Here is a 22,295-nt window from a genome sequence, read left to right as displayed (position 1 = left end):
GCATGTTGAAAATAAATAGATAACAAATATATAGCAGTTGATGATGAATTAGGCAGTTGAATTAAAAACTCACTGAAAAACAGTAACAAGTCTTGCAACTCAGGTAAAAATCTCTATACTTTGTCAGGCAATGGTAGCCCTGCTGGTAGCTTCGCAATTGTACTCTACGAACCCCGCCAGGACCGGAAGGTAGCAACGGTAGTAGAACTATGATGTGCCGAAGTCATGCTGGTGGGGCTGCCACCATTTATTCCTCTTCGCTCGTTCGAGCAATCGCTTTCATAATTACCCCCATATCAAAACCACGATATTGTAAAAATCGAATCTGTTTTGCTTTGATTTTTGGATCAGTCACGACTTCTTGTCCAAATTTTTTCAGTTTGAGCTGATAGGCTTGCTCGAGCCAATCTACTTCTTGAAGCTCTTCAGTAATTAGTTCTGTATCTAACTGCTTCGCTTTCAAAGCTTGTTTAATGCGTTGTAAGCCTTTGCCTTTTCTCAACTGGCTGGCTAACGTTAGTTCTGCCACACGTTGGTCACTTTGATAATTGTGTTGTGCTAATTCTTCAACTAGCTTTGCAACTTCTTCTGGATTGATTGCATAGAGATTGAGCTTGGTGATTAACTCAGCTTGTGAATAGTCACGACGGGTCAGTAGGGCAAAGGCATATGAGCGTAATCTCGAGCCTGTAAGAGTTTTAGGTTTTTCTGCTTTTTCAGAATTAAACACGTTTTATTTCCTCATTAAAGAAAAACGCCCCGAAGGGCGTTTCAGCTTAGCTTTCTAAGAAATCTGGTTCTTCTTCTTCAATGTCTGTACTTTCGGCTGGTTTGTTCTTGGTGAGAAGTTGTTCACGAATCAGCTTTTCAATTTCCTGAGCCATTTGTGAATTCTCTTCAAAGTGACGAATCACGTTATTCTTACCTTGACCAATTTTATTGCCTTGATATGAATACCAAGCACCTGCTTTTTGTACGATATCTTGTTGAACTGCGAGATCAACCAATTCACCGAGCTGGTTAGTCCCTTTACCATACATGATTTGGAACACAGCTTCTTTGAACGGAGGCGCCATTTTGTTTTTTACAACTTTAACGCGCGTTTCGTTACCTGTGATTTCGTCGCCTTCTTTTACTTGACCAATACGACGAATATCTAAACGTACTGAAGCGTAGAATTTAAGTGCGTTACCACCCGTTGTGGTTTCAGGGCTACCAAACATCACACCAATCTTCATACGGATTTGGTTAATGAAGATCACCATACAGTTTGAACGCTTAGCATTACCGGTAATTTTACGAAGTGCCTGACTCATTAATCGTGCTTGTAAGCCCATATGTGAGTCACCCATTTCGCCTTCAATTTCGGCTTTCGGGGTCAATGCTGCAACAGAGTCGACAACGATCAGATCAATTGCACCTGAGCGAACCAACATGTCAGCGATTTCGAGCGCTTGTTCACCGTGATCTGGTTGTGACACCAATAGATTGTCAATATCAACACCGAGTTTACGTGCGTATTCTGGATCTAATGCATGTTCGGCATCGATAAAGGCACATGTACCGCCATTTTTTTGACATTGCGCAATTGCTTGCAGTGTCATGGTCGTTTTACCTGAAGATTCAGGACCGTAAATTTCGATGATACGGCCTTTAGGTAATCCGCCAATCCCTAATGCGATATCAAGTGTTAAAGAACCTGTAGATACAGCTTCAACTGCTTGTACAGTGTTATCACCTAAGCGCATCACTGTATTTTTGCCAAATTGCTTTTCAATTTGACTTAATGCAGCTTGTAACGCCTTACTTTTATTATCATCCATCTCAAAACCTCAAAACTTTATTTCTTAACGACTAACCCAAGTGGATGTATTGAATCTCAACTTGTTGGGACTTGAGTATAGTGGCAGATTCTAGTTGTTAATTCTACATCTGATCTGTGACTGTGCGACACAAGATGACGTATCCAAAATGAGAAAAAATCCACCCAATCTATTCATCATGATAAGACCAAGACTGAACATTTTCTTGTTTAAAACGATTGATATCACGACGATCTTTTTTACTTGGTCGATGATCTGGTCGGGCTAGATTATGCAATTTTCGTTGCGATGCATGCAACTCTCTACGCGCAATACTTTCCGTTGTTTCTTCATAAAGCAGTTGAGCGGCTGGTGCACCACCACGTACAGAAGAAAGTGCTTTCACAACCACGGTTTTTTTCTCGAAACCTTGTTGAATGGTCAATTCCATTCCAATACGCACATCTCTAGACACTTTCACCCGATCATTGTTGTGATGAACTTTGCCACCTTCAATCGCGGTTTTGGCTATCGAGCGTGTTTTAAAAAAACGTGCTGCCCAAAGCCATTTATCAATACGCATGGCATCCATGCTGTCTGTTTCATGCTGTTTTGGCATCTGTTACCTGTTGGTTGGTTTCAAGATAATCAAAAAGTTCGGTTAAATGGTCAAGTGCAGGATATGGCAGTTCGGTTGCAGCTTTTGCTGGTTTATTACTGGAAGGCTGCAAGATGCTGAATAATTGGGTAATACCAAAATCTTCAGCACCTTTAAGTACTGCAATCGTATCATCGATAAATACCGCTTGTGCGGGATCGAATGGGTGTGACTGTTGTAACTTTTGCCAAAAAGCGACTTCCTCTTTGGCATGCCCTAACTCTTCACTACTGACCATAAGTTCAAAGTAGGGGCTGAGTTCAACATTTTCAAGTTTCAGTTGTAGACCAGCGCGATCGGCATTGGTCAGTAACCAGCAACGATAACCTCTAGCTGTTAATTGCTGTAAGAGTTGGTGGCAGCCGATACGTGCACGAATTTTTTCACGATGTTCGTATTGCAGTTGTAAAACATCAACACCTACTTTAGCCGTCCAGTACGCCGAAGAATACCAAGATAGTGTATGCTTATGTTGTTGGTAGAATTGAAACAATGTTTGTTTACTTTGCTCCAGCGTACGTTGATGTACTTGAGCGTGTCGTTCAGGCAAACAATGATTCCAAATAAAATCATCAAAGGCTAAATCGAGTAAGGTACCATCCATGTCAAACATGGCGATTGGCTGCTGTAAATCTGAATATGACATAAGGTTGGTCTATGTTTATTAAAACGCTTGCCCCACAAGATCAGTTAATTTCACAACTTGTTCCGATCATGGCACAGGCAAGTCAAATATTGTTGGAAGAATACCAAAGTTATTGTGCTGGTTGCGAGTTTAATATTCAGGAAAAAAGTGATGATTCACCTGTAACGCAGGCGGACTTAAAAGTAAATCACTTTTTATTAAAGCACTTAGCGAGCGTGACACCGCAATTACCAGTATTGTCAGAAGAGAGTGATTATTCTGCGAGAGCTGAATGGCAGCGTTGTTGGATGCTTGATCCACTTGATGGCACTAAAGAGTTTATCCATGAGCGTGATGAATTTACGATTAATTTGAGCTTGATTGATGGTCATGAAACAACCTTCGCCATTATTGCAGTGCCATGCGAGCAGGTGATGTACATTGGTTATACCTCTAAATTGCCTTATAAATATAACTTTAGTCGACAAGAATGGTTTCAATACCAGATCGAAGAACATGATGTGGCATCACCACTTCAAATTGGTTTAAGCCATAACAGTAAAAACCCTAAATATAAAAATTTTATAGAACCAATTTTGCAGCATCGGGAAGTTGAGCGTCGTGAAGCTGGTAGTGCTTATAAGTTCTGTATGATGCTTGAGGGTGAAATTGACATTTATCCGCGTTTCCACCCAACATCAGAATGGGATACTAGTTCTGGGCAAGCTTTGCTTGAAAGCATTGGTGGTGGGTTGATGACCTTGGATCAAAAACCATTTCTATATAATCAGCGTGAAACGGTCTTAAATGGTGGCTTTATCGCTTATCGAGATCAGCATTGCAAAAATATTGCATATGATGCGCTTAGTCGTTCTGGCATTTTAGATTGAGAGTTATATGGCTCATGCTATAGTGAGTTAAATTAAAGCTTGTATGTGAATATGACTCTACATTTATTGCCCAAAAGCATGTTTGAAGCAATTGATTTACTTCCAGATGCTTCTACACCTGTAACCTTATTTACACGTCATTCTTTGCGCGAATTGGTAAATGGTCAGGGTTTGGCTGGCTATGATTTGCAATTGACTGAACAAGGGCGGGATCTGGCTTATGCTTGGGGGCAATATTTAATTCAAAATACGGATCGAGCGATTCAGCATTGTATTTCTAGCCCGATTCAGCGCTGTGTGGATACTGCTGCTTTAATGATTGAAGGGGCTGATGAAACGCGCAAAGTTGTTAATACTCACCAAATAGAAATTGTTGAACAGCGTTTATTGGTTGAACCAGGCAGCTTTGTTCTGGATATACAGCAGGCAGCCCCTTATTTTCGTAAACAGGGTGCATTAGGTTTTATTAATAGCTTTGTAAATAATGCTTTACCTGGGATGAAACATCCAATTACGGGTGTATTTGATGTATTGGAATTGCTTTATCATACCCATCCGACCCAACAAAATGGTTTAAGTTTAGCTGTGAGTCATGACACGATTCTTGCTGCAATTGTTGCGGTGATCTCGGGTAAAAACCAAATTGAACAAACAGATTGGCCTGACATGATGGAAGGTTTGTTTGTATGGTTTGAGGGTGAGGACTTTAACAGTAGTAAGTTAAAATGGATTTGGCGTGGTAAGCGCGAAGAATTGACTATTCAAGATTTTAAAAACACATAGAATAAAAAATAAACTATTTTTTGCAGATAAACTGAACTTTTTATCTAAGTTGCAGTTCTTTTTTTATTTTTAAAAAATTAATCCCCCTTAATTACTTTAGCTGTTAGTATATATAAATGCATGATTTATATTAATTTTAACCAATTAACTTAATTTTTCATTAACGATAATTTATCAAGTTTTTCTTGGGGAAGTGTGATGCAATTACAACTTAAGCATTTAACGGTTTGCCTGCTGTCGATCATGCTTGTCGCATGTGGCGGTGGTGGGGCTGATTCGGGTACAACAAATAATACTGAACCGCCAAAAAATGATCATGGTGCTGGAGGTGGAGCTAATCCTACACCAGGCGATGGAACCAACGAGTTACCGGGTGATGGAACGCCAGAGACTCCAAATAATGGTTCGGGAAATGCAAAACCTGAAACACCAAATAATGGCAACACGGCAACAGAAACTCCGAGTCAAGGCGGAGGCGGGAATACAGAAACACCGTCTATTCCACCGGTAGTGGAAAAGTATCCAGAGCCTCGTAAAAACGTAATAGATGAATCGGTACTGGGTTTTTATGATTACGATAAACTTGGATTGCCACGGCTATTACGTAATGATTTAAATGGAAATTTTGCTGCTATGCTGCAATTTGCTCAAAGTCATGTGGTCAATCCTAAAAATAATGAAAAAGACTCAATGCCACGTCTAACGACAGAAAAAGATGCATTGTTATTGGTGACACCACTTGCCGAAATGGGGGATCTACAGAAACTACAAGTTGAGATTTATCAAGGCAATCAACTACTCAGAACGGTTAAATTGAAAGAGCCATCAAGAATTGCAGCCTCAGACCAGTCGAATAGTGATGGACGCCCACCTGTGAGTTACTCAAAAAGAGCGTGGACGGTTGCTTTGAAATGGAGTGAGATTCGTGCCGGGCTGCATCTTCGCGTGGTAGATCTGTTGAATAATCGTAGTGGTGATTTAACTGCGGACAATATTGATTTGGCTGCACCAGGGGAATTGGTGGTACAAAATATCCGTTTAGGTTTGTTAACGGATCCACCAAAGTCAACTGGTCACTATATGTTGCTTGAACCTGCAAAGGCGGGGACAGATTATTTTCAGACCATTCCTGCTGCACGTATGATCGTGACCAAATATGAGGATTTAAAGCTCAATAAAGTCATGGTCGCAAGTGGCGTAATCTATGATGCGGCAAGTGCAACCACTGGTGATGTTTATAATGGTGATATGCGTGAAAATACAGCTAAATCAACCTTTGGTGTGGGGATTAATTTAGCCAACTGGGGGATCACCAGTGCTTCAATGGCAAGCCAAGAACAGCCGCAAATTACGCAAAGTGTGGTGGCGCATTATGCACGCGGTAAATATAGCAACGGTGAGGCAACTCATGGCTTAAGTGGCGGTAATGGTATGCTGACTTTGATTGACTCTGTAGGTAATGAGTTTAGTCATGAGATTGGTCATCATTATGGGTTGGGGCATTATCCAGGTTCTGTTGGGGATAACATGTTCTGGGCAGCACACCATGCAGATAGTGGTTGGGGCTATATCGCATTTAGAAATAAAATGCGCGGTAATCTCAATTGGACGACGACCAATTTAGGAGATGGTGCAAATGGTGTACCGAACTTCTTGAATAAATATGCCTATGGCTGGGATGCAATGTCTGGTGGTGCAACGGCAAGTAGCATTTCTAAATATACCCATTACACTGGTTATAGTACGTATTTAAAAATTCAACCTGCATTTGATCGTTATGTTTGGGATGCAACTTCCCCAACGGGTTATAAAAAATGGAATGCCACAACTCGGATGATGGAAGTTGCCCAGCCTAAAACACCAAACTCAAGTAATGTTTGGTATAACCGTGCGGATGGTAATTACTTGAAACCAAAAATGTTTGGTGTGCCAGTCTATACGATCTTGGGTGGATATGATCCAGAAGCGCAGGTTGGCTTAGTTTATCCTGCTGCGAAGGGCAACTGGGGTAATGTATTTGATCTACCGCAAGCCAATCCAAGTGCAGTAACCGCAAGTTGTTGGCTGAATGTGCAGTTTGCCAGTACGAGTCAAAATATCGCTTTAGCGCCACAGCGCATGAATTCAAATAGTAACGCCAATAAGTTCCATGTCAACCTTGCGCAAAGTGAGGCACCGCAGCAAGTGAACTTGTATTGTAAAAAAGCCAATCAAGCGGCAGTACTACTTTCAAGTACATCTATTCCTGCGAGTACAGTGGTTCTAACACCTGCAGTTGAAATTGGGAAAGAGGCTGAATATTCAGCCCTTAGAGCGATTGAGTTGCCTCAATTAGAGCAGGCTTTAGTCGAGAATAAAAACAAGCCAGTTGTAAATCTTTCGACGGATGCAAAGTTATTATTTGATTCTTATAGGACCTTTAAAGATCAACTATCGCCTGATGCTCAGAATGAAATGGTGCGTTATACCCAGCAGCAAATTAAGCTTTATCGACTCAATCGCTGGATTAATGTATATCGTTCGGACTTGACCAATTTAAATGCCGATGCATTAACTGCATTCCGTACTTTTGTTGAAAAGTTAGAGCTTAAAGGTGATTTGAATTTTGCATCAAGTACCAGTTTATTAAACAGAACCAATTGTTTAAAAGCTGAAAAGTTGGCGAATGGTGATTTAAATGCATTTATTAGTGGTTCAGCAGGTTGTGTCGGTGATGATTCCGAGAAATGGATTTATGATGCATTGGGTAAAATCCATAATAAGCAATATATAGATCAGTGCTTAACGACTACAGCTGGCAATGTTATCAACCTGACACCTTGTAGCAGTGCAAGTAGTCAAGTGTGGGAGCTTGATGCTACTGCACAAGCGATTAAGCAATCTAATCAGTGTTTTGATTTGGAAGGTGGCTATTTAACCAATAATCGTGCACGTTTAATTCGCTATCGTTGTACCAGTGGTGCGAATCAAAAATGGAGCATTCCAGTGATGAATAATAGCTTGGTGCTTGCTGGTTTGTCTGCGAAGAATCTGGTATTGGCGAGTAAGGTTTTACAATCTAGTCCTTAATGATTTGAGTGTTTTATCTCAAAGTCATAAATTGATGATATGAAGTCCTTTGGGACTTCATATTTTTTGATGCAAAAATTCTTAGAAAGTTGGAAAAATAATAAAAGTGTACTTTTAAAATGTATGAATTTTCGTCATGATATGAAAATAAAAAGCGAAACTTGACGCATAATTGGATAAAAAGATGTTATTAAACACGATTTACTTATGGGAGCCTGAAGTTTTTACAGGTAAAGTCCCTTCAGAAGATGATTCACATCAAGTTGCCTTTGAGCTGCATCAACAATATCGCAACATTGCAAGTCATGGTAGAACCTTGCAGGCATGGTTGGATTTATTTTCCAATAAGATTTGTGATCCACAATATCAGTCCTATTTTTCTGAACAGACGCAACAGTGGTTACAGGGGATTAGGGAGAGGTTTTCTCAAGGTTTGTATGCCAGTGTGCAACTTGATGTGCTAGCACATGAAGCACAGAATGATGCGGTATACCGGGTTTTTTATGAAGCAGTGCATGAAACAGGGATCGGCTTCTATGAGCCAAATTATAATGTTTGGGCTATTGGGGAGTTGCAGTCGCCTGAAAATGCCGTTTCCAATATGCTACAGCCATACTTGTTAGAGCCTTTGCAAATTAAACAGGTGTTGTCGATACCTGAGCCTGAGCTACCGAAACTCGGGAATAGTTTTCAAATCCCGCAGAGTATGCCTGAAGCGGAACAATTGATTAGCCATTGGTTTGAGCAACAGTGTTATACCCAAAATCTGAAGCTTGATGTATTTAATGTTGCGCATGACTTTATTTCGAATTGGGGCAATATCGGCCGACCAGAGTTGGCGTTGGATACAGGCTATCGCTGTTTTTTACTAACACAAAAGCAGCTTGGTATTTTCTATCAGTTGAAAATGGTGCTTAGGAAATTAACAGTTAGTCCAATGCTGTCTTTTGCGATGGATTTTACTGATCGTTTTATTCCTGATCAATTGCAAGAGCATTTGCCTGAACGCTTGATTTTTCGTCTGCGTTCGATGGATGTACATAAAAATACAGGGCAAAAAAATAATGTAGAGCCGAGTTTTGCGTTGATGGGGCGTTGGGATACACAAACAGATATTCAGAATTTTTTTACCAATTTAGATGCATATATCAATTTCATTTTTTCAAATTTGGGGCAAAGTCGATTAGAGGTATTACAGGCTTGGGCTTATGGTGATATGCCAGTAGATCTTAAAATTGATTTAGATTTCCGTTTTGAGTTGATGATGATTGCATTAAGCCAAGATCAGTTATATTTGCAAGAACGTTATCAACAGCATAAGGCTTTGTTGATGCAGAGCAATGCCCGAGCGAGCGATTTGGGCTTGTTGGAGGAGAGTTATACATTATGTCAGAAGCTGCTCAAGATCGTGATAGAGGCAGGAACAGGCTTACAGCCTTATGTGAAAAATTAAAGGCAATAAAAAAGCCCGAAAAATTCGGGCTTTTTTATTTGCATCAAATTAGTTAGCTAATGCTTTAACTTGAGCGTTCAAGCGGCTCTTATGACGAGCAGCTTTATTTTTGTGGATGATGCCTTTATCAGCCATACGGTCGATTACAGGTACAGCTGTTTTGTAAGCTTCTGTAGCAACAGCATAATCACCAGCAGCGATCGCATTTACAGTACGTTTGATGTAAGTACGAACCATAGAACGTAAGCTTGCGTTGTGTTTACGTGCTTTAACGTTTTGACGAGCACGTTTTTTAGCTTGAGCAGAGTTTGCCACTCGTGCACTCCTTGAAAATAAGTTGGTCTGGGCGGGCTGAAGTTAAAACCAATAAAACATTAGCAACATTCACCAGCCCGTAAACAAGTGCCATATTTTGAGGAAACTAAGCCGCGAAGTCAAGTCTTGTGATAGTTTTAAGTACATTTAACAGGTGAAAACTGTGCAAGAAAACGTTACATTAGCCTTAGTCATTGATTGGAACAAATAAAAATGAAAATAGGTGATAAAAAGGCAATCGTCATCGGTGCTACGGGTTTGGTTGGTCAAGCACTCATTGATGAGTTACAACATTCGGATGACTTCAATGCGATTACCGTCGTTGTCAGAAAAAATTCAGATACATTAAAAACTTACAGTAAAGTTAATCAGCTTGTTTTAGAGGATTTCTTATTACTCAATGATGAGGATGTCAGTACTTATACACATGCTTTCAGCTGCTTGGGAAGCACCATAAAACAGGCAGGATCGAAAGAAGCATTTTATGCGATTGATTATGAAATTAATGCCCATTTTGCTGATTTAGTTCAGGACAAAAATATTCATTTATTAGTCGTGAGCGCGTTGGGAGCGAATGCTAATTCACCAGTTTTCTATAATAAAGTAAAAGGTGAGCTAGAAAATTATCTTAAAAGTCTGTCAATTTATAAGCTATCGATCTTCCAACCGTCATTATTAATTGGTAAACGAAGTGACGTGCGCTTGCTCGAAGATCTGGCACAGACGGCATTTAAGCTGGTGGAAAAAGCATGGACCAGACCGTTTAAACTTAAACCTGTAACGGCTGAGCAATTGGCGCATACTATGTTGTTTGCAGCACAAACGCAGACAGCTGCATTCAAACTCTATGACAATTTAAGCATACAACAAAGCAAATAATGGAGAATTTCAGTGACAACGATCCCTTTCGTAACTTGTGATTTGTTAGATGATAATCCTGAAAAAGATCTACAAGTCGTAATACCTTCTCTCGATGGTAAATTCTTTAAAAGTTATGGTGCACGGAAGACCTTTGGTGGGCAAGTGGTCACTGTAAAGTGTTTTGAAGATAACTCTCGTGTGAAAGAGCTGTTGGCAACTGATGGCACTGGCAAAGTCTTAGTTGTTGATGGTGGCGCTTCAATGCGTTGTGCTTTGATGGGAGATTTGATTGCTGAATCTGCAGTAAAGCATCATTGGAATGGTGTGGTGATCTATGGTTGTGTACGTGATGTCGATGCGATTGCAGAATTGGATTTAGGCGTACATGCATTGGCTGCAATTCCGCAAAAAAGTAATCGTAAAGGCATAGGTGAAGTTGATATCACATTGTATTTTGGCAGTGTGACGATCAATTCTGGTGATTATCTTTATGCAGATAACAACGGTATTGTGATTGCAAAAGAAAAATTAGCCGACTGCTAAAAGGATAGCGTTATGTTGAAAATGGTGAATCATCAATTCAAGGTTTTACAATCTGTGCTTGCAAGTGTAATTGAGGGTGGGCGAGGCGTCTCTGGCACACCATTTCCAAATCAACCTGCAAAAGCACTCAAGCTCTATGAATTTGAAGGTTCTCCATTTTGTCGCCGTGTCCGCGAAGTGATCACCTTGTTGAATTTGGACGTAGAAATTTATCCATGTCCTAAAGGCGGTCAAAAGTATCGCCAAATCGTCAAAGCAAAGGGTGGGAAACGCCAATTTCCATTCTTGATTGATGAAAATACAGGTGACCAGTTATATGAGTCACAGCAGATTATTCATCATCTATTTAAGCATTATGGTAAAACGGGGCAGACACCGAAGAAATTTAGTCATTACCCAAAACTCCCTTATGTCTCTACTTTAGCAACGGTTGCTAATGCAGCGCGTGGTGTCTGGATTAACCAGCAGATTGTTGATCGTCCTGCGCCAGTGCAATTATTAGAGCTGTGGAGCTTTGAGGCCAGTCCTTATACGCGTTTGGTACGCGAGGTTTTGACTGAGTTAGAACTGCCTTATATTTTGCATAATGTCTCAAAAGAACGTTGGCAGGACATGGGGCCAGCAGCTTTACGGTTAAAACCTGGAAAATATATTCCATTGCCTAATGGCAAACGTGAAAAGGTTGTAGAGGTGATGGGGAGAGATATTCAAGTTCCGTATTTGGTTGATCCGAACACAGGCGTAAAAATGTTTGAATCTGCCAAGATTGTGGAATATTTAAAAACGCAGTACGGAAAATAAATGTTGAGAAAGCATCTTGCAGAAGATGCTTTTTTTATAGGTGGCTGTGATGTGAGTGTTGCTTGATTGGTCGTTTTAGCGGTTTAATACCAGTGAAAAGTAGAGTGATGTGATTGATCGATGTTAAGCCAGCTGAGCAACCTATTCAAAAGTTCTAAAGAGACACCTGAGCAGTTATTTTTAAAAGAACATGCTTTAGCCTTTGATGCAGAGCGCGGTGCGATTCTAAATGGCGTGGTGTTGAATGGCTTGAGCGTTCGTTTGGAATATTTTTCTAATCGAAAATTAGATCGATTTGATGATTTAGAAAAGCTATTTCGGATTGCACCACAAATCAATGAAAAGATTGACTTGGAATTGTATTCACAACGTTTTGTTGAGCGATTAGGAAATACAGAAAAGAATCTAAAAGAATTGAAGCAAGCGATTAAAGTGTTAAACGACTATTATGTGCAGTTTAAACGGGCGAGATAAATGCGTCTGTTGTTTAACTAGAAGAAGCATTAAAAATAAAAAAAGCTGAATCATTTGATTCAGCTTTTTCTGTAGCTTAGACGAACTATTATTTTTCAATAATCGCTGTTACACCTTGACCGCCAGCAGCACAGATCGAAACGAGGATACGACCTGAACCTTTTTCATTTAAGATTTTCGCAGCAGTCGCGATGATACGACCACCTGTTGCAGCGAATGGGTGACCCGCAGCTAAAGAAGAACCCTTGATGTTTAGCTTGCTACGATCAATTGAACCTAAAGGTGCATCTAAACCTAAACGCTCTTTACAGAATTTTTCATCTTCCCAAGCTTTCAAAGTAGAAAGAACTTGTGATGCAAATGCTTCATGGATTTCGTAGTAGTCGAAATCTTGAAGTTTAAGGCCAGCACGCTCAAGCATACGTGGAACTGCATAAGCAGGTGCCATCAATAAGCCTTCTTTCTTACCAACGAAATCAACTGCAGCAGTTTCAGAGAAAGTTAGGTAAGCAAGTACTTCGTGACCATTTGCTTTAGCCCATTCTTCAGACGCTAAAAGTACACATGAAGCACCATCAGTCAACGGGGTAGAGTTACCCGCTGTCATGGTTGCAGCTTCGCCTTTACCAAAGACTGGTTTCAATTTTGCTAATTTCTCAGCAGTTGAGTCAGCGCGTAAGTTGTTGTCACGACTTAAACCCAAGAATGGCGTAATTAAATCATCGAAGAAACCTTCTTCGTATGCTTTTGCCATTTTCTGGTGAGAAGAAGCAGCTAAGGCATCTTGCTCTTCGCGTGGAATACCCCACTCAAGTGCAGTGATTGCTTGATGGTCACCCATAGATAAACCAGTACGTGGCTCACCATTTTTAGGTGCATCCATAAGATCTTTAACATTAATTTTTGCTAAAGCTTTTAAACGGTCTTTACCTGTTTTAGCAATGTTAAGCTCAAGCAGGGCTTTACGTAAGCCGTCACCGAAAGCGATTGGTGCATCAGAAGTGGTATCAACACCACCTGCGATACCTACTTCGATTTGACCTAAAGCAATTTTGTTTGCAACTAAAAATGCTGCTTGTAGACCAGTGCCACATGCTTGTTGAATGTCATATGCAGGAGTTTCAGGTGCAAGTTGAGTATTTAAAACACACTCACGAGTCATGTTGAAATCACGGCTGTGCTTTAATACTGCACCCGCAACCACTTCACCTAGGCGTTGACCTTGTAGGTTGAAACGCTCAACCAAACCGTTTAACGCAGCTGTAAACATGTCGATGTTGGAAGCTGTGAAATAAGCGCCGTTAGAGCGAGCGAAAGGAATACGGTTACCGCCGATAATGGCAACACGGCGCACAGTGTTTTGGCTCATGGTTTTATCCTGTTGAACAGAAGGTTTGGTCGTTTTAGCTGCAGCTGCCTTCGTCGCTGTAGACGCAGCAGTGCTTTTTGTCGTACTTGCACTACGTGTTGTAGAGCGGGCACGCGTAGTTTTTGGTGTCGTCGTTGCCGCTTTAGATGTTGTGCTTGCAGTTTTACGTGAAGTTGAAGCTGCTTTTGATGTATTTGACACAGTCTCTTGAGCGGAAGTCTCGACTGCTGGATTTTCTTGAGTTGTTTTGCTCATAAGGCTTTTCCAAGCATAATTGCGATATTCTTGCTACAAACATACCATATTTCTAATACTGCTGTATTGACTAGAATGACGCTTGAGACCACATTCAGGTCAAGACATCCAGACATGAACTCAAGTATGATTTGCTATGAGTCAATCAGACATTGATTTCATGCCATATCCCAACATGATTCATGTGTTTGTAACAAATTCATTTGTATGAGAGATAATAACCATGACTGATCAGTACCAAGCATTTACACAATCACCTTTAGGTAAGTTTGTCGTAAAAAATCTAGGTTTACCATCACCAGTTGCGCTAGATCGTTTTGAAAGTGCTCAACCAGTTGTAAATGGTGCAGTATTGCTTGGCGCGGCACCATCAAGCACGATTTCTGCTGCGATTGCTCAAGTTCTTAGCAATATTCATGCAGATAGCTATGTGGGCAATAATGTTGAATTACAACAAACTGCTGCAAAAGTAGGTTTAAACCTTCGTCCTCTTAATGCAGATGACAAAGAATCTAAGTTTAAAGCCGTTGTATTTGATGCGTCTGGTATTCAAGATTCAGAACAATTAAAAGCGTTATACGACTTCTTCAATCCAATTGCGCGTCAAATTTCAAGTTCAGGACGTGTGATCGTGATTGGTACCACACCTGAAACAGCGAAAACAGTAAAACAAGCGATTGCACAACGTGCACTTGAAGGTTTTATCAAGTCTGTTGGTAAAGAATTCAAAAAGGGTATTACTGCACAAGTGGTCTATGTGGACCAAGGCGCAGAAGCAAACCTTGAATCAACTTTACGTTTCTTGATTTCACCACGTTCTGCTTATGTATCTGGTCAAGTGATCCGTGTGTCTAAAGCAGATGTTGTTGATTTGGACTGGGCAAAACCACTTGCTGGTAAAACCGCGTTGGTCACAGGTGCGAGTCGTGGTATTGGTGAAGCGATTGCACATGTATTGGCGCGTGATGGTGCGCATGTGATTTGCTTAGATGTTCCACAACAACAAGCTGATTTAGAGCGTGTTGCGGGTTCAATCGGTGGTTCAGTATTGGCAATCGACATTACTGCTGCTGATGCGGGCGAGAAAATCAAGACGGCTGCTGTAAAACAAGGTGGTCTAGATGTGATTGTGCATAATGCAGGGATTACCCGTGACAAAACTTTGGCAAACATGAAGCCAGAGCTTTGGGATCTAGTCATCAACATCAACTTGTCAGCAATCGAGCGTGTTAACGATTACTTACTTTCTCATGATGGTTTAAATGCAAATGGTCGTATCGTTTGTGTATCATCAATCAGTGGAATCGCGGGTAACCTCGGTCAAACCAACTATGCTGTGTCAAAAGCAGGTGTGATTGGTTTGGTGAAATTTACTGCACCGACATTAAAGAATGGTATTACCATTAATGCGGTTGCACCAGGTTTCATTGAAACGCAAATGACTGCTGCAATTCCATTTGCGATTCGTGAAGCAGGTCGTCGTATGAACTCGATGAACCAAGGTGGTTTACCTGTAGATGTGGCTGAAGCAATTGCATGGTATGCATCAACTGGTTCAACAGGAGTAACAGGTAACGTTGTTCGCGTCTGCGGTCAAAGCTTGTTAGGTGCTTAAGAACTTCAAGCTATAAAATCTCCCTTGCGGAGCGAATACTCCTCACCCTCTTTAAAAAGAGGGGAATTCCTAAAAATTAAAACCTATATAATTTGTGGAAGCTCCCTCCTTTATGAAAGGAGGGTTGAGGAGGATTCCTAAAATATAAAAGGTTTATTATGAATACACGTCATTTTAGTCAGTTGCCAAAACCTTATTTAGCTTATCCAAAAGTCATTCAAGGTCTGATTTTTAAAAAGCCAAAAGGTGAGAAGGTTCTGCCACAAGTTGAGTATGTGGTGGATACACTTAAGATTGATAGCAAACATTTAGAAAGCTATAACGAGATTTGTGGTTTTAAAAATGATGGTTTCGTGCCAGCAATCTATTTGGCAGTTTTGTCGCAAAGTTTGCAAATGCACATGATGACCAGTGAAGCATTTCCATTCCCAATCTTAGGCTTGGTGCATATTCGTAACCAAATCAAGCAAACTCGCAAAATTGCTGTGAATGAGCAAATCACTTTATCGTGCAAGTTTGGCGAGCTAAAACCGCATGACAAAGGTTTACAGTTTGATTTCATCACGACTGCGAAAGTCGGTGGTGAAGTGGTGATGGAAAGTTTAACCACTTATTTATCACGCCAAAAAACTGAGAAAAAAGTGACTGAAAAAGCAAAAGAAGTGAAAGAACCTGCTTATCAGCCAAAAGCAGAATGGAATATTTCTGAAAACACAGGTCGTCGTTATGCCGTGATTTCGGGTGATTTTAACTTGATTCATATCCATGCTGTAACTGCAAAAGCTTTTGGCTTTAAACAGGCGATTGCACATGGTATGTGGAGCAAGGCAAAAGCCTTAGCTAGCATTGAATTACCTGCGGCTTATGAGGCAGATGTTTGGTTTAAACTACCGATGTTCTTACCATCTACGGTGGAGTTTTTAACTGCAGCCGAGCCAAAACAAACAGATTTCTTGATTCGTAATGTGAAATCTAAAAAGCCGCATGTCGCAGGTACAGTGAAAGCACTCTAATCACGATCATGTCGTGTAAATGCTCCCTGTTGTTCGCAACAGGGATATTATAAGAAACATAAATATCATAAGGAATTGAGCTTTGTTTAAAGAAATTCTATTTGCCGATACGCATAATTATCACGGTAGTGTTGATGAACGTTTCATTGACTTGGCGAGCCAATTTAGTCGTCTACAAGATGCACGTAGCCAGCAAGGCGGTGCAGCACTGGTGGTGTATTTCCAAGGTCAAAAAGTTGTTGATATTTATACGGGGAAGAAATCTCAAGAAGAAGATTGGCAATCTAATACTTTAGCCATGTGCTATTCAACAGGGAAAGGCATTCTCGCGACACTTGCGCACATTTTGGTGAGTGAAGGGGTGCTGGATTACGAGCAACCGATTGCACATTACTGGCCAGAATTTGCTCAGAATGGCAAAGCCAATATTACGTTACGTCATGTTTTATCACATCAAAGTGGTCTATTTGATATTCGCAATACCATTGAAACAGCGACTGAAATGCTGGATTGGTCGCATATGCTGGATGTGATGGCAGCAGCGACACCACGTTTTGCTGCTGGACAAAGTTTTGCCTATCAGCCTTTGACCTATGGGTGGATTTTGGGTGGTGTGCTTGAGAAAGCAGCTAAACAGCCGTTAAGTTGGCTTATGCAGCGTTACCTAGTACAACCGCTTGAATTGGATGGCGCGTATTTTGGGACACCAACATCGGAATTAAATCGTGTTGCGCGTTTGTTGGAACAGCCGAAAACGGCATCTCAAGCTAAACCGCAGCAAAAGAAAAGCAGTCAACCACGTAAAGCATCCTTATCAGAACGCTTATTGGAGTTCTCTGGGCAAAATCCACAAGATTTCCAAGATGCCATGATTCCAAAAGGCATGCGTCATTTTAGTTTCTATAGTGATGAAGGATTACAGGCGGTAATTCCAGCAGCCAATGGGGTATTTACTGCCGATAGTTTGGCCAAAGTCTATGCAATGCTAGCCAATCAAGGCCAATGGCAGGGTCAGCAATTGATTCGTCCAGAAGTGTTTAAGCAACTCAGTACGGTACAAAGCAAGGCACGTGATCGCGTGATGCCGATTCCAATGCATTGGCGTTTGGGTTATCACCGTATTTTAACTATGGGCAAACGTGCACCGCATGGTTTTGGACATGTCGGCTTTAATGGCTCAGGAGCATGGTGTGATTTTGAGCGTGAACTCAGTTTTGCTTATACCCATAATTTTAATGTGACTTCGGCAACAGGGGATTATCGTTTGTGGGGTTTAAGCCAAGAAACGCTACGCTGTGCAGATGAAATACGAACAGGTCGAAAAGGCTGGTTTTAATTCGCCTTTGTTTGATAGGGTGGAACGTGGTAAATCACCGCCTCGTATTTCCTTTCAGTTTTATACGCAGCCACTGTCCCACCTAGAAATTCAGCCAGTTTACGACTTGGCTGATTATCCACTGCAACAGGGTATAAGAAATATTGGGTAGAGAGATGTGTAGAAGCCCAACGGAATACTTCTAAAATCGCTTCTTTGGCAAAGCCTTGATTGTGGTAATCTTCCCGAATCCATAGTCCTAGTTCGGGTGTTGCGGTCTGCATTCGATGCACACCGATAAGACCAATAAACGCCTGATCTTGTTTACGACGTAACACAAAATGTCGGTCGGTATTTTTTGCTTCTGCCAATAACCATTGTTGACCAATTTTTTCTTGCTCAGTGAAGCTTTGAGCAGGTTCCCAAGCCATATAACGGGTTAATGTTGTTGTTACACAAGGATAGATATCAGCAAGATCATCCATTTGAAATACAAATAAATCGAGTCTTGCTGTTTGTAATAATGCTCGTTTCATTGTTTACTCATTTTGATTTTTTAAATAGTTCTGCTTGAATAATGGCTTCGGTGTGGCGTTTAAAATCGTTTTCATTTAAGCCAATCAACCCCAGTTTGTAAATCCCTTCTAGACCACAGACAAATGCAATTAGTCGCCATGCGATGTCATCGCTATTGGTCTCAAAATGAAATTCACCTAATGTTTGGCCTTCATCAATCATCCGTACAATTGAACGATGCCAGTCTTGCATGGCTATATTATAGGCTCGTTTTATTTCTTCATCTTGATCAATTAAAACTTCAGCCTCATTCCATAATCTTAAATAAGGCTGGATTTGCTCAATATTTTCGCAACCGAGTAACAGGGAAAGACGTTGCAAAGCGTTGGCTGTGCTGACCTGATTTTCAATTTCGTCTAGTTGTTGCATCAATTTGATAAAGGCTTCTGCTTTTAAATGCGAGCTGGAAGCAAAGTGGTGGTGTACTTGTCCTGTAGATGTTTGGGCTTCAATGGCGATACGACGAACTGTCATTGCAGAAAAACCTTCGTTTAATGCGACCTGCATCGCAGCTTGTAAAATCATTTCACGACGTTGTTCGCGGTTTAAATAAGCCATTCTTTTTTAGCACCTATGAGTACATACAAATCAGAGACAAATTAACTCAACTTTAAAAGTTGGACAAGTGTTCAATTTTGGTTATAATAACGCCAACTTGAACAATTGTCCAATTTAGAGGCATTTATGTCACGCAAGTGGTTAATTCTTGCAATCGTTGTACTGATTTATCTTCCTGTATCAATTGATGCAACCGTTTTACATGTGGCGACACCGACGTTGAGTGAGTCACTTTCATTATCTGCAAATGAGTTGCTGTGGATTATTGATATTTATTCCTTGGTCATGGCAGGTTTGATCTTGCCAATGGGTGCCTTGGGTGATCGTATTGGCTTTAAAAAGCTCATGATCATCGGTGGTATCTTATTTGGCCTTGCATCATTGGCCGCTGCTTTTTCTTCTACAGCATATGCATTAATTGGTTCTCGCGCTTTATTGGCCGTTGGTGCTGCCATGATTTTGCCTGCTACTTTATCTGCGGTTCGTAATACTTTTCTTGATGAAAAACAGCGCAACTTTGCTTTAGGTGTTTGGGCAACTGTCGGTGGTGGTGGTGCTGCATTTGGCCCTTTGCTTGGTGGTTTCTTACTCGAGCACTTTCATTGGGGCTCAGTGTTCCTGATCAATGTTCCGATTATGATTGCTGTACTTGCTTTAACTGTCTTTGTGATTCCAAAGCAGGCAGGGCAACCTAAGCAGAATCTTAACTTGTTACAGGCCATTGTATTGGTGGTTGCCATCCTGAGCATGATCTATGCGGTTAAGACTGTGATGCACGGTTTTAGTATCTGGTCAGTTTTGATATTCGCAGTTGGTTTCAGTTTATTGGTTGGCTTTATTCGTAAGCAGTTAACTTCAAACTCACCTATGATTGATATCCAGTTGTTTAAACATCCTGTCATTGCAACAGGTGTGGTGATGGCAATTGTATCAATGATGGCTTTGGTCGGATTCGAGTTACTGATTTCTCAGGAGTTGCAATTTGTTTACCAACTTTCACCATTGGCTGCTGGGGCATTTATTTTACCATTTATGATTGCGATCAGTTTAGGTGGCCCAATTGCCAGTATGCTGGTCAACCGTTTCGGTCTACGCTCAGTTGCATCGCTTGGTATGTTGATGAGTGCTTTAAGTTTATGGGGCTTAGCAAATACTGACTTTATGCAGTCGAAGATGCAGGTCTGGAGCTGGATGGTTGTTTTAGGCCTAAGTGTGGAAATTGCTTTATTGGCTTCAACCTCTGCCATTATGTCTTCAGTACCGCCAAGTAAGGCGACAGCAGCAGGGGCAATTGAGGGGATGGCGTATGAGTTGGGAGCTGGTTTAGGCATTGCCTTTTTCGGTCTGATGTTGTCATGGTTCTATGCCAACTCGATTGTGATACCAACTGATGTGCCGTCTAACATCATTGAACAGGTGAGCAGTTCAATTGGAGAGGCGGTTCAAGCTGCCAAGCAATTACAACCTGCAATTGCTGAACATATCATCACAGCTGCGAAACAGGCCTTTAGCCAATCGCATCGTTCAGTGCTGAATGTGGCAGCGCTCTTATTCTTGATCTTGTCGATTTTTATTTGGTTTGCTTTACCAAAGCGAGTCACAGTGGTTGAGGAGTAATGCTTTATCCTCATCCAAACTGAGTTTGGATGAGTTTTTTTAGGTAGACTCCGCTTGAATTGTTATAATTTTTTGCATGATTAAGTGTATATTCTAGTAGTAAAAAAATATTGGAATAAGTAATAAATGAGAATCTGTAAAATTAATAATAGTATTATTGATTGTTCAATGATAGGTGTTGATACTCATTCATTTGGTCGGGTGGTAAATGAATCGCATGCAATAGCATATGAAGTAAAGTTTAGCTTTAGTGATGTGATTATTAACTTTAGTAAATTTTATCAAGAGTTTATTGATAATGAATCTCAAGATGAAGGATTTGTTGAGGATTTAAAAGGATGGCCTTTAATTTTACAACAAACAGGATATTTAAATTTACAGGAGATATTAATTAAAGCCCCTAAGTTCTTGGCTGACTTACTTTTAAAGGTTTTACCAGTAGAGTTTATGGGGTATATGTTTTTAGAAGAAGATATCAGCTCTAAAAAGTATATATTGCAAACATTTTCTAGTCTTGTTGTTGAGACCAATACAATACTTTGTCAGGGGGTGGCATTTGTTAATCCCTTATTTAAGGGGGAGTTAATCAAAGGTTGAGCTTTGTAATATTAATGCTTAATCATTTCTCAAAGACTACAAAAAGTTAACTTTCATAAGCAAAATTTGGATCAGATAAGTATCTTTGATGAAATAATCAAGGCACACTTATTCCAAACTGACGTAAGATCTTACACAGTTGAATCATGGGTAAACCCATCAATGTGGTTTGATCATCACCCACCATTTTTTCAAATAAGCTAATCCCCAAGCTTTCACATTTAAAACTACCCGCACAATGTAAGGGTTGGTCAATTGCAATATAACGCTCAATTTCTGCCAATGTCAGCTGGCGAAATTTAACTTGGTAATGTTCAACCAGTGTCGTTTCAAAGCCAGATTGCAAATGTTGAACACTGAGCGCGGTACTGAAAAAGACAGTCTGACCTGAGTTTGCCTGCAATTGTTGAATGGCATTTTCAGTGCTCAATGGTTTACCAATAAAGTCATACGGAGCATGTTCACGCCAAGCCACTTGATCGGAACCAATCACAATCGCATCTGGATGTTGTTCCGCAATGACACGGGCTTTTTCATACGCCAGTCGTTTAGCCAGATCATCGGCATGTAGTTCACCTGATGCGGATTCATCAATATCAGGGGAGATACAGCGATAATCCAAGCTTAAACGATCCATCAGATCTTTACGGGTTTGACTGCTGGATGCCAAAATCAATTCATGTTGGTTCATTACACCGCGTATTCCACAAGGATATTCAAGGGAACATAATGCAGAACGGCATTGTGGCAAGCATTCAACTTAATCGGTGGTGCTTGTCCTGCTTGATAAGCTTCAACCCAACGTGTCACACAGATACACCAGAAGTCACCTGGTTTAAGACCTGGGAAGCCCACTTCAGGCAATGGTGTAATGAGGTCATTGCCGACTTTTTGTGAGAAATTTAGAAACTCAGAAGTCATTTGTGCACACATCGTATGCTGACCTAAATCGGTGACCGCTGTGTGGCAAAAGCCATTACGAAAATACCCAGTGATTGGGTCATAACAACAACTGGCTAAAGGTTCGCCAAGCACGTTTAAACGATTAATTTTTGGATCTGGATGAATTGACATAATAATAGAAAGATTTAGTGACGGTGATTATC

General features: G+C 40.7%; 23 protein-coding genes and 1 other RNA gene. 14 read left to right on the top strand and 10 right to left on the bottom strand.

All coding sequences use genetic code 11. The annotated features are described in order from the left end of the window. Positions 1–140: 140 nt before the first annotated feature. Positions 141–237: signal recognition particle sRNA small type (gene ffs / locus NDN11_RS11155), an RNA gene on the top strand. A 10-nt stretch (positions 238–247) separates the two neighbouring features. Here ffs and NDN11_RS11150 read toward each other — a convergent pair. The 4 genes from NDN11_RS11150 to NDN11_RS11135 all read right to left on the bottom strand — a co-directional run bounded on the left by NDN11_RS11150 (position 248) and on the right by NDN11_RS11135 (position 3,106). Then, entirely contained in the window at positions 248–730 is a 483-nt protein-coding gene (locus NDN11_RS11150; RefSeq protein WP_167249437.1) for a regulatory protein RecX, read from the bottom strand. Positions 731–776: 46 nt separating this feature from the next. Then, positions 777–1,823 carry a recombinase RecA gene (recA, locus tag NDN11_RS11145; RefSeq protein WP_167249439.1) on the bottom strand — a complete coding sequence of 349 codons (1,047 nt, stop codon included), beginning with the start codon at positions 1,821–1,823 and terminating at the stop codon, positions 777–779. A 169-nt stretch (positions 1,824–1,992) separates the two neighbouring features. Beyond that, positions 1,993–2,421, bottom strand: a complete 429-nt coding sequence (locus NDN11_RS11140) for an RNA-binding S4 domain-containing protein (RefSeq protein ID WP_167249441.1) — start codon at positions 2,419–2,421, stop codon at positions 1,993–1,995. Beyond that, positions 2,405–3,106 carry an HAD-IA family hydrolase gene (locus NDN11_RS11135; RefSeq protein WP_251109658.1) on the bottom strand — a complete coding sequence of 234 codons (702 nt, stop codon included), beginning with the start codon at positions 3,104–3,106 and terminating at the stop codon, positions 2,405–2,407. Before NDN11_RS11135 ends, NDN11_RS11140 begins: the two co-directional genes overlap by 17 nt. Positions 3,107–3,117: 11 nt before the next feature. Here NDN11_RS11135 and NDN11_RS11130 point away from each other — a divergent pair, with 11 nt between their 5' ends. The 4 genes from NDN11_RS11130 (at position 3,118) to NDN11_RS11115 (ending at position 9,280) form a co-directional block, all read left to right on the top strand. Next, positions 3,118–3,975 carry a 3'(2'),5'-bisphosphate nucleotidase CysQ family protein gene (locus tag NDN11_RS11130; protein WP_251109657.1) on the top strand — a complete coding sequence of 286 codons (858 nt, stop codon included), beginning with the start codon at positions 3,118–3,120 and terminating at the stop codon, positions 3,973–3,975. 51 nt (positions 3,976–4,026) lie between these two features. After that, the gene (locus tag NDN11_RS11125; protein ID WP_167249447.1) at positions 4,027–4,758 is read left to right on the top strand and encodes a histidine phosphatase family protein; all 732 of its coding nucleotides are present in this window, start codon (positions 4,027–4,029) and stop codon (positions 4,756–4,758) included. 198 nt (positions 4,759–4,956) lie between these two features. Further along, positions 4,957–7,827, top strand: a complete 2,871-nt coding sequence (locus NDN11_RS11120; protein ID WP_251109656.1) for a M66 family metalloprotease — start codon at positions 4,957–4,959, stop codon at positions 7,825–7,827. A gap of 184 nt (positions 7,828–8,011) precedes the next feature. Then, positions 8,012–9,280 (top strand): hypothetical protein, encoded by a 1,269-nt coding sequence (locus NDN11_RS11115; protein ID WP_251109655.1) that lies wholly within the window; start codon positions 8,012–8,014, stop codon positions 9,278–9,280. A gap of 48 nt (positions 9,281–9,328) precedes the next feature. Here the strand turns inward: NDN11_RS11115 and rpsT are convergent, their stop codons facing one another. Further along, a complete protein-coding gene (gene rpsT / locus NDN11_RS11110) occupies positions 9,329–9,595 on the bottom strand; it encodes a 30S ribosomal protein S20 (RefSeq protein WP_004807943.1) in 267 nt (88 codons plus the stop codon). 213 nt (positions 9,596–9,808) lie between these two features. On the opposite strand from rpsT, the gene NDN11_RS11105 reads away from it, so the two are divergent. The 4 genes from NDN11_RS11105 to NDN11_RS11090 all read left to right on the top strand — a co-directional run bounded on the left by NDN11_RS11105 (position 9,809) and on the right by NDN11_RS11090 (position 12,274). Then, positions 9,809–10,474: a Rossmann-fold NAD(P)-binding domain-containing protein gene (locus tag NDN11_RS11105; protein ID WP_167249453.1), complete on the top strand. Its 666-nt coding sequence runs from the start codon at positions 9,809–9,811 to the stop codon at positions 10,472–10,474. Between the two features lie 12 nt (positions 10,475–10,486). After that, complete coding sequence (gene rraA / locus NDN11_RS11100; RefSeq protein WP_251109654.1) at positions 10,487–10,999, top strand: ribonuclease E activity regulator RraA; 513 nt, start codon at positions 10,487–10,489, stop codon at positions 10,997–10,999. 12 nt (positions 11,000–11,011) lie between these two features. Beyond that, the gene (locus NDN11_RS11095) at positions 11,012–11,800 is read left to right on the top strand and encodes a glutathione S-transferase N-terminal domain-containing protein (protein ID WP_251109653.1); all 789 of its coding nucleotides are present in this window, start codon (positions 11,012–11,014) and stop codon (positions 11,798–11,800) included. 120 nt (positions 11,801–11,920) lie between these two features. After that, positions 11,921–12,274, top strand: a complete 354-nt coding sequence (locus tag NDN11_RS11090) for a hypothetical protein (protein ID WP_251109652.1) — start codon at positions 11,921–11,923, stop codon at positions 12,272–12,274. An 88-nt stretch (positions 12,275–12,362) separates the two neighbouring features. Here the strand turns inward: NDN11_RS11090 and NDN11_RS11085 are convergent, their stop codons facing one another. After that, positions 12,363–13,898 carry an acetyl-CoA C-acetyltransferase gene (locus NDN11_RS11085; protein WP_167249462.1) on the bottom strand — a complete coding sequence of 512 codons (1,536 nt, stop codon included), beginning with the start codon at positions 13,896–13,898 and terminating at the stop codon, positions 12,363–12,365. Positions 13,899–14,121: 223 nt separating this feature from the next. Between NDN11_RS11085 and NDN11_RS11080 the strand changes: the two genes are divergently transcribed. From NDN11_RS11080 to NDN11_RS11070, 3 genes are all read left to right on the top strand, one after another. Next, positions 14,122–15,513, top strand: coding sequence for a 3-oxoacyl-ACP reductase (locus NDN11_RS11080; RefSeq protein ID WP_241288046.1), 1,392 nt, complete (start codon positions 14,122–14,124; stop codon positions 15,511–15,513). Positions 15,514–15,671: 158 nt separating this feature from the next. Next, positions 15,672–16,526, top strand: a complete 855-nt coding sequence (locus tag NDN11_RS11075) for a MaoC family dehydratase (protein WP_251109651.1) — start codon at positions 15,672–15,674, stop codon at positions 16,524–16,526. 82 nt (positions 16,527–16,608) lie between these two features. Further along, the gene (locus NDN11_RS11070) at positions 16,609–17,862 is read left to right on the top strand and encodes a serine hydrolase domain-containing protein (protein ID WP_251109650.1); all 1,254 of its coding nucleotides are present in this window, start codon (positions 16,609–16,611) and stop codon (positions 17,860–17,862) included. Here the strand turns inward: NDN11_RS11070 and NDN11_RS11065 are convergent. Next, positions 17,859–18,377 (bottom strand): GNAT family N-acetyltransferase, encoded by a 519-nt coding sequence (locus tag NDN11_RS11065; RefSeq protein WP_251109649.1) that lies wholly within the window; start codon positions 18,375–18,377, stop codon positions 17,859–17,861. The two genes, NDN11_RS11070 and NDN11_RS11065, sit on opposite strands and share 4 nt — an antisense overlap. A 7-nt stretch (positions 18,378–18,384) precedes the next feature. Further along, positions 18,385–18,975 carry a TetR family transcriptional regulator gene (locus NDN11_RS11060; RefSeq protein WP_251109648.1) on the bottom strand — a complete coding sequence of 197 codons (591 nt, stop codon included), beginning with the start codon at positions 18,973–18,975 and terminating at the stop codon, positions 18,385–18,387. A 126-nt stretch (positions 18,976–19,101) separates the two neighbouring features. Here NDN11_RS11060 and NDN11_RS11055 point away from each other — a divergent pair, with 126 nt between their 5' ends. Both NDN11_RS11055 and NDN11_RS11050 read left to right on the top strand, forming a co-directional pair. Then, complete coding sequence (locus NDN11_RS11055; RefSeq protein WP_251109647.1) at positions 19,102–20,592, top strand: MFS transporter; 1,491 nt, start codon at positions 19,102–19,104, stop codon at positions 20,590–20,592. A 168-nt stretch (positions 20,593–20,760) separates the two neighbouring features. After that, positions 20,761–21,189, top strand: a complete 429-nt coding sequence (locus NDN11_RS11050; protein WP_251109646.1) for a hypothetical protein — start codon at positions 20,761–20,763, stop codon at positions 21,187–21,189. Positions 21,190–21,286: 97 nt separating this feature from the next. On the opposite strand, the gene NDN11_RS11045 is transcribed toward NDN11_RS11050, so the two are convergent. Next, on the bottom strand, positions 21,287–21,880 hold the full coding sequence (locus tag NDN11_RS11045) for a Maf family protein (RefSeq protein WP_251109645.1): 594 nt from the start codon (positions 21,878–21,880) through the stop codon (positions 21,287–21,289). Next, entirely contained in the window at positions 21,880–22,263 is a 384-nt protein-coding gene (locus tag NDN11_RS11040; RefSeq protein WP_004653014.1) for a DUF2237 family protein, read from the bottom strand. The genes NDN11_RS11045 and NDN11_RS11040 overlap by 1 nt, the downstream gene beginning before the upstream one ends. Between the last annotated feature and the right edge of the window lie 32 nt (positions 22,264–22,295).

The organism is Acinetobacter sp. C26M (assembly GCF_023702675.1).
Taxonomy (GTDB): domain Bacteria; phylum Pseudomonadota; class Gammaproteobacteria; order Pseudomonadales; family Moraxellaceae; genus Acinetobacter.
The sequence above is the reverse complement of the archived record's forward strand: the minus strand, read 5'-3'. Positions and strand labels throughout refer to the sequence as shown.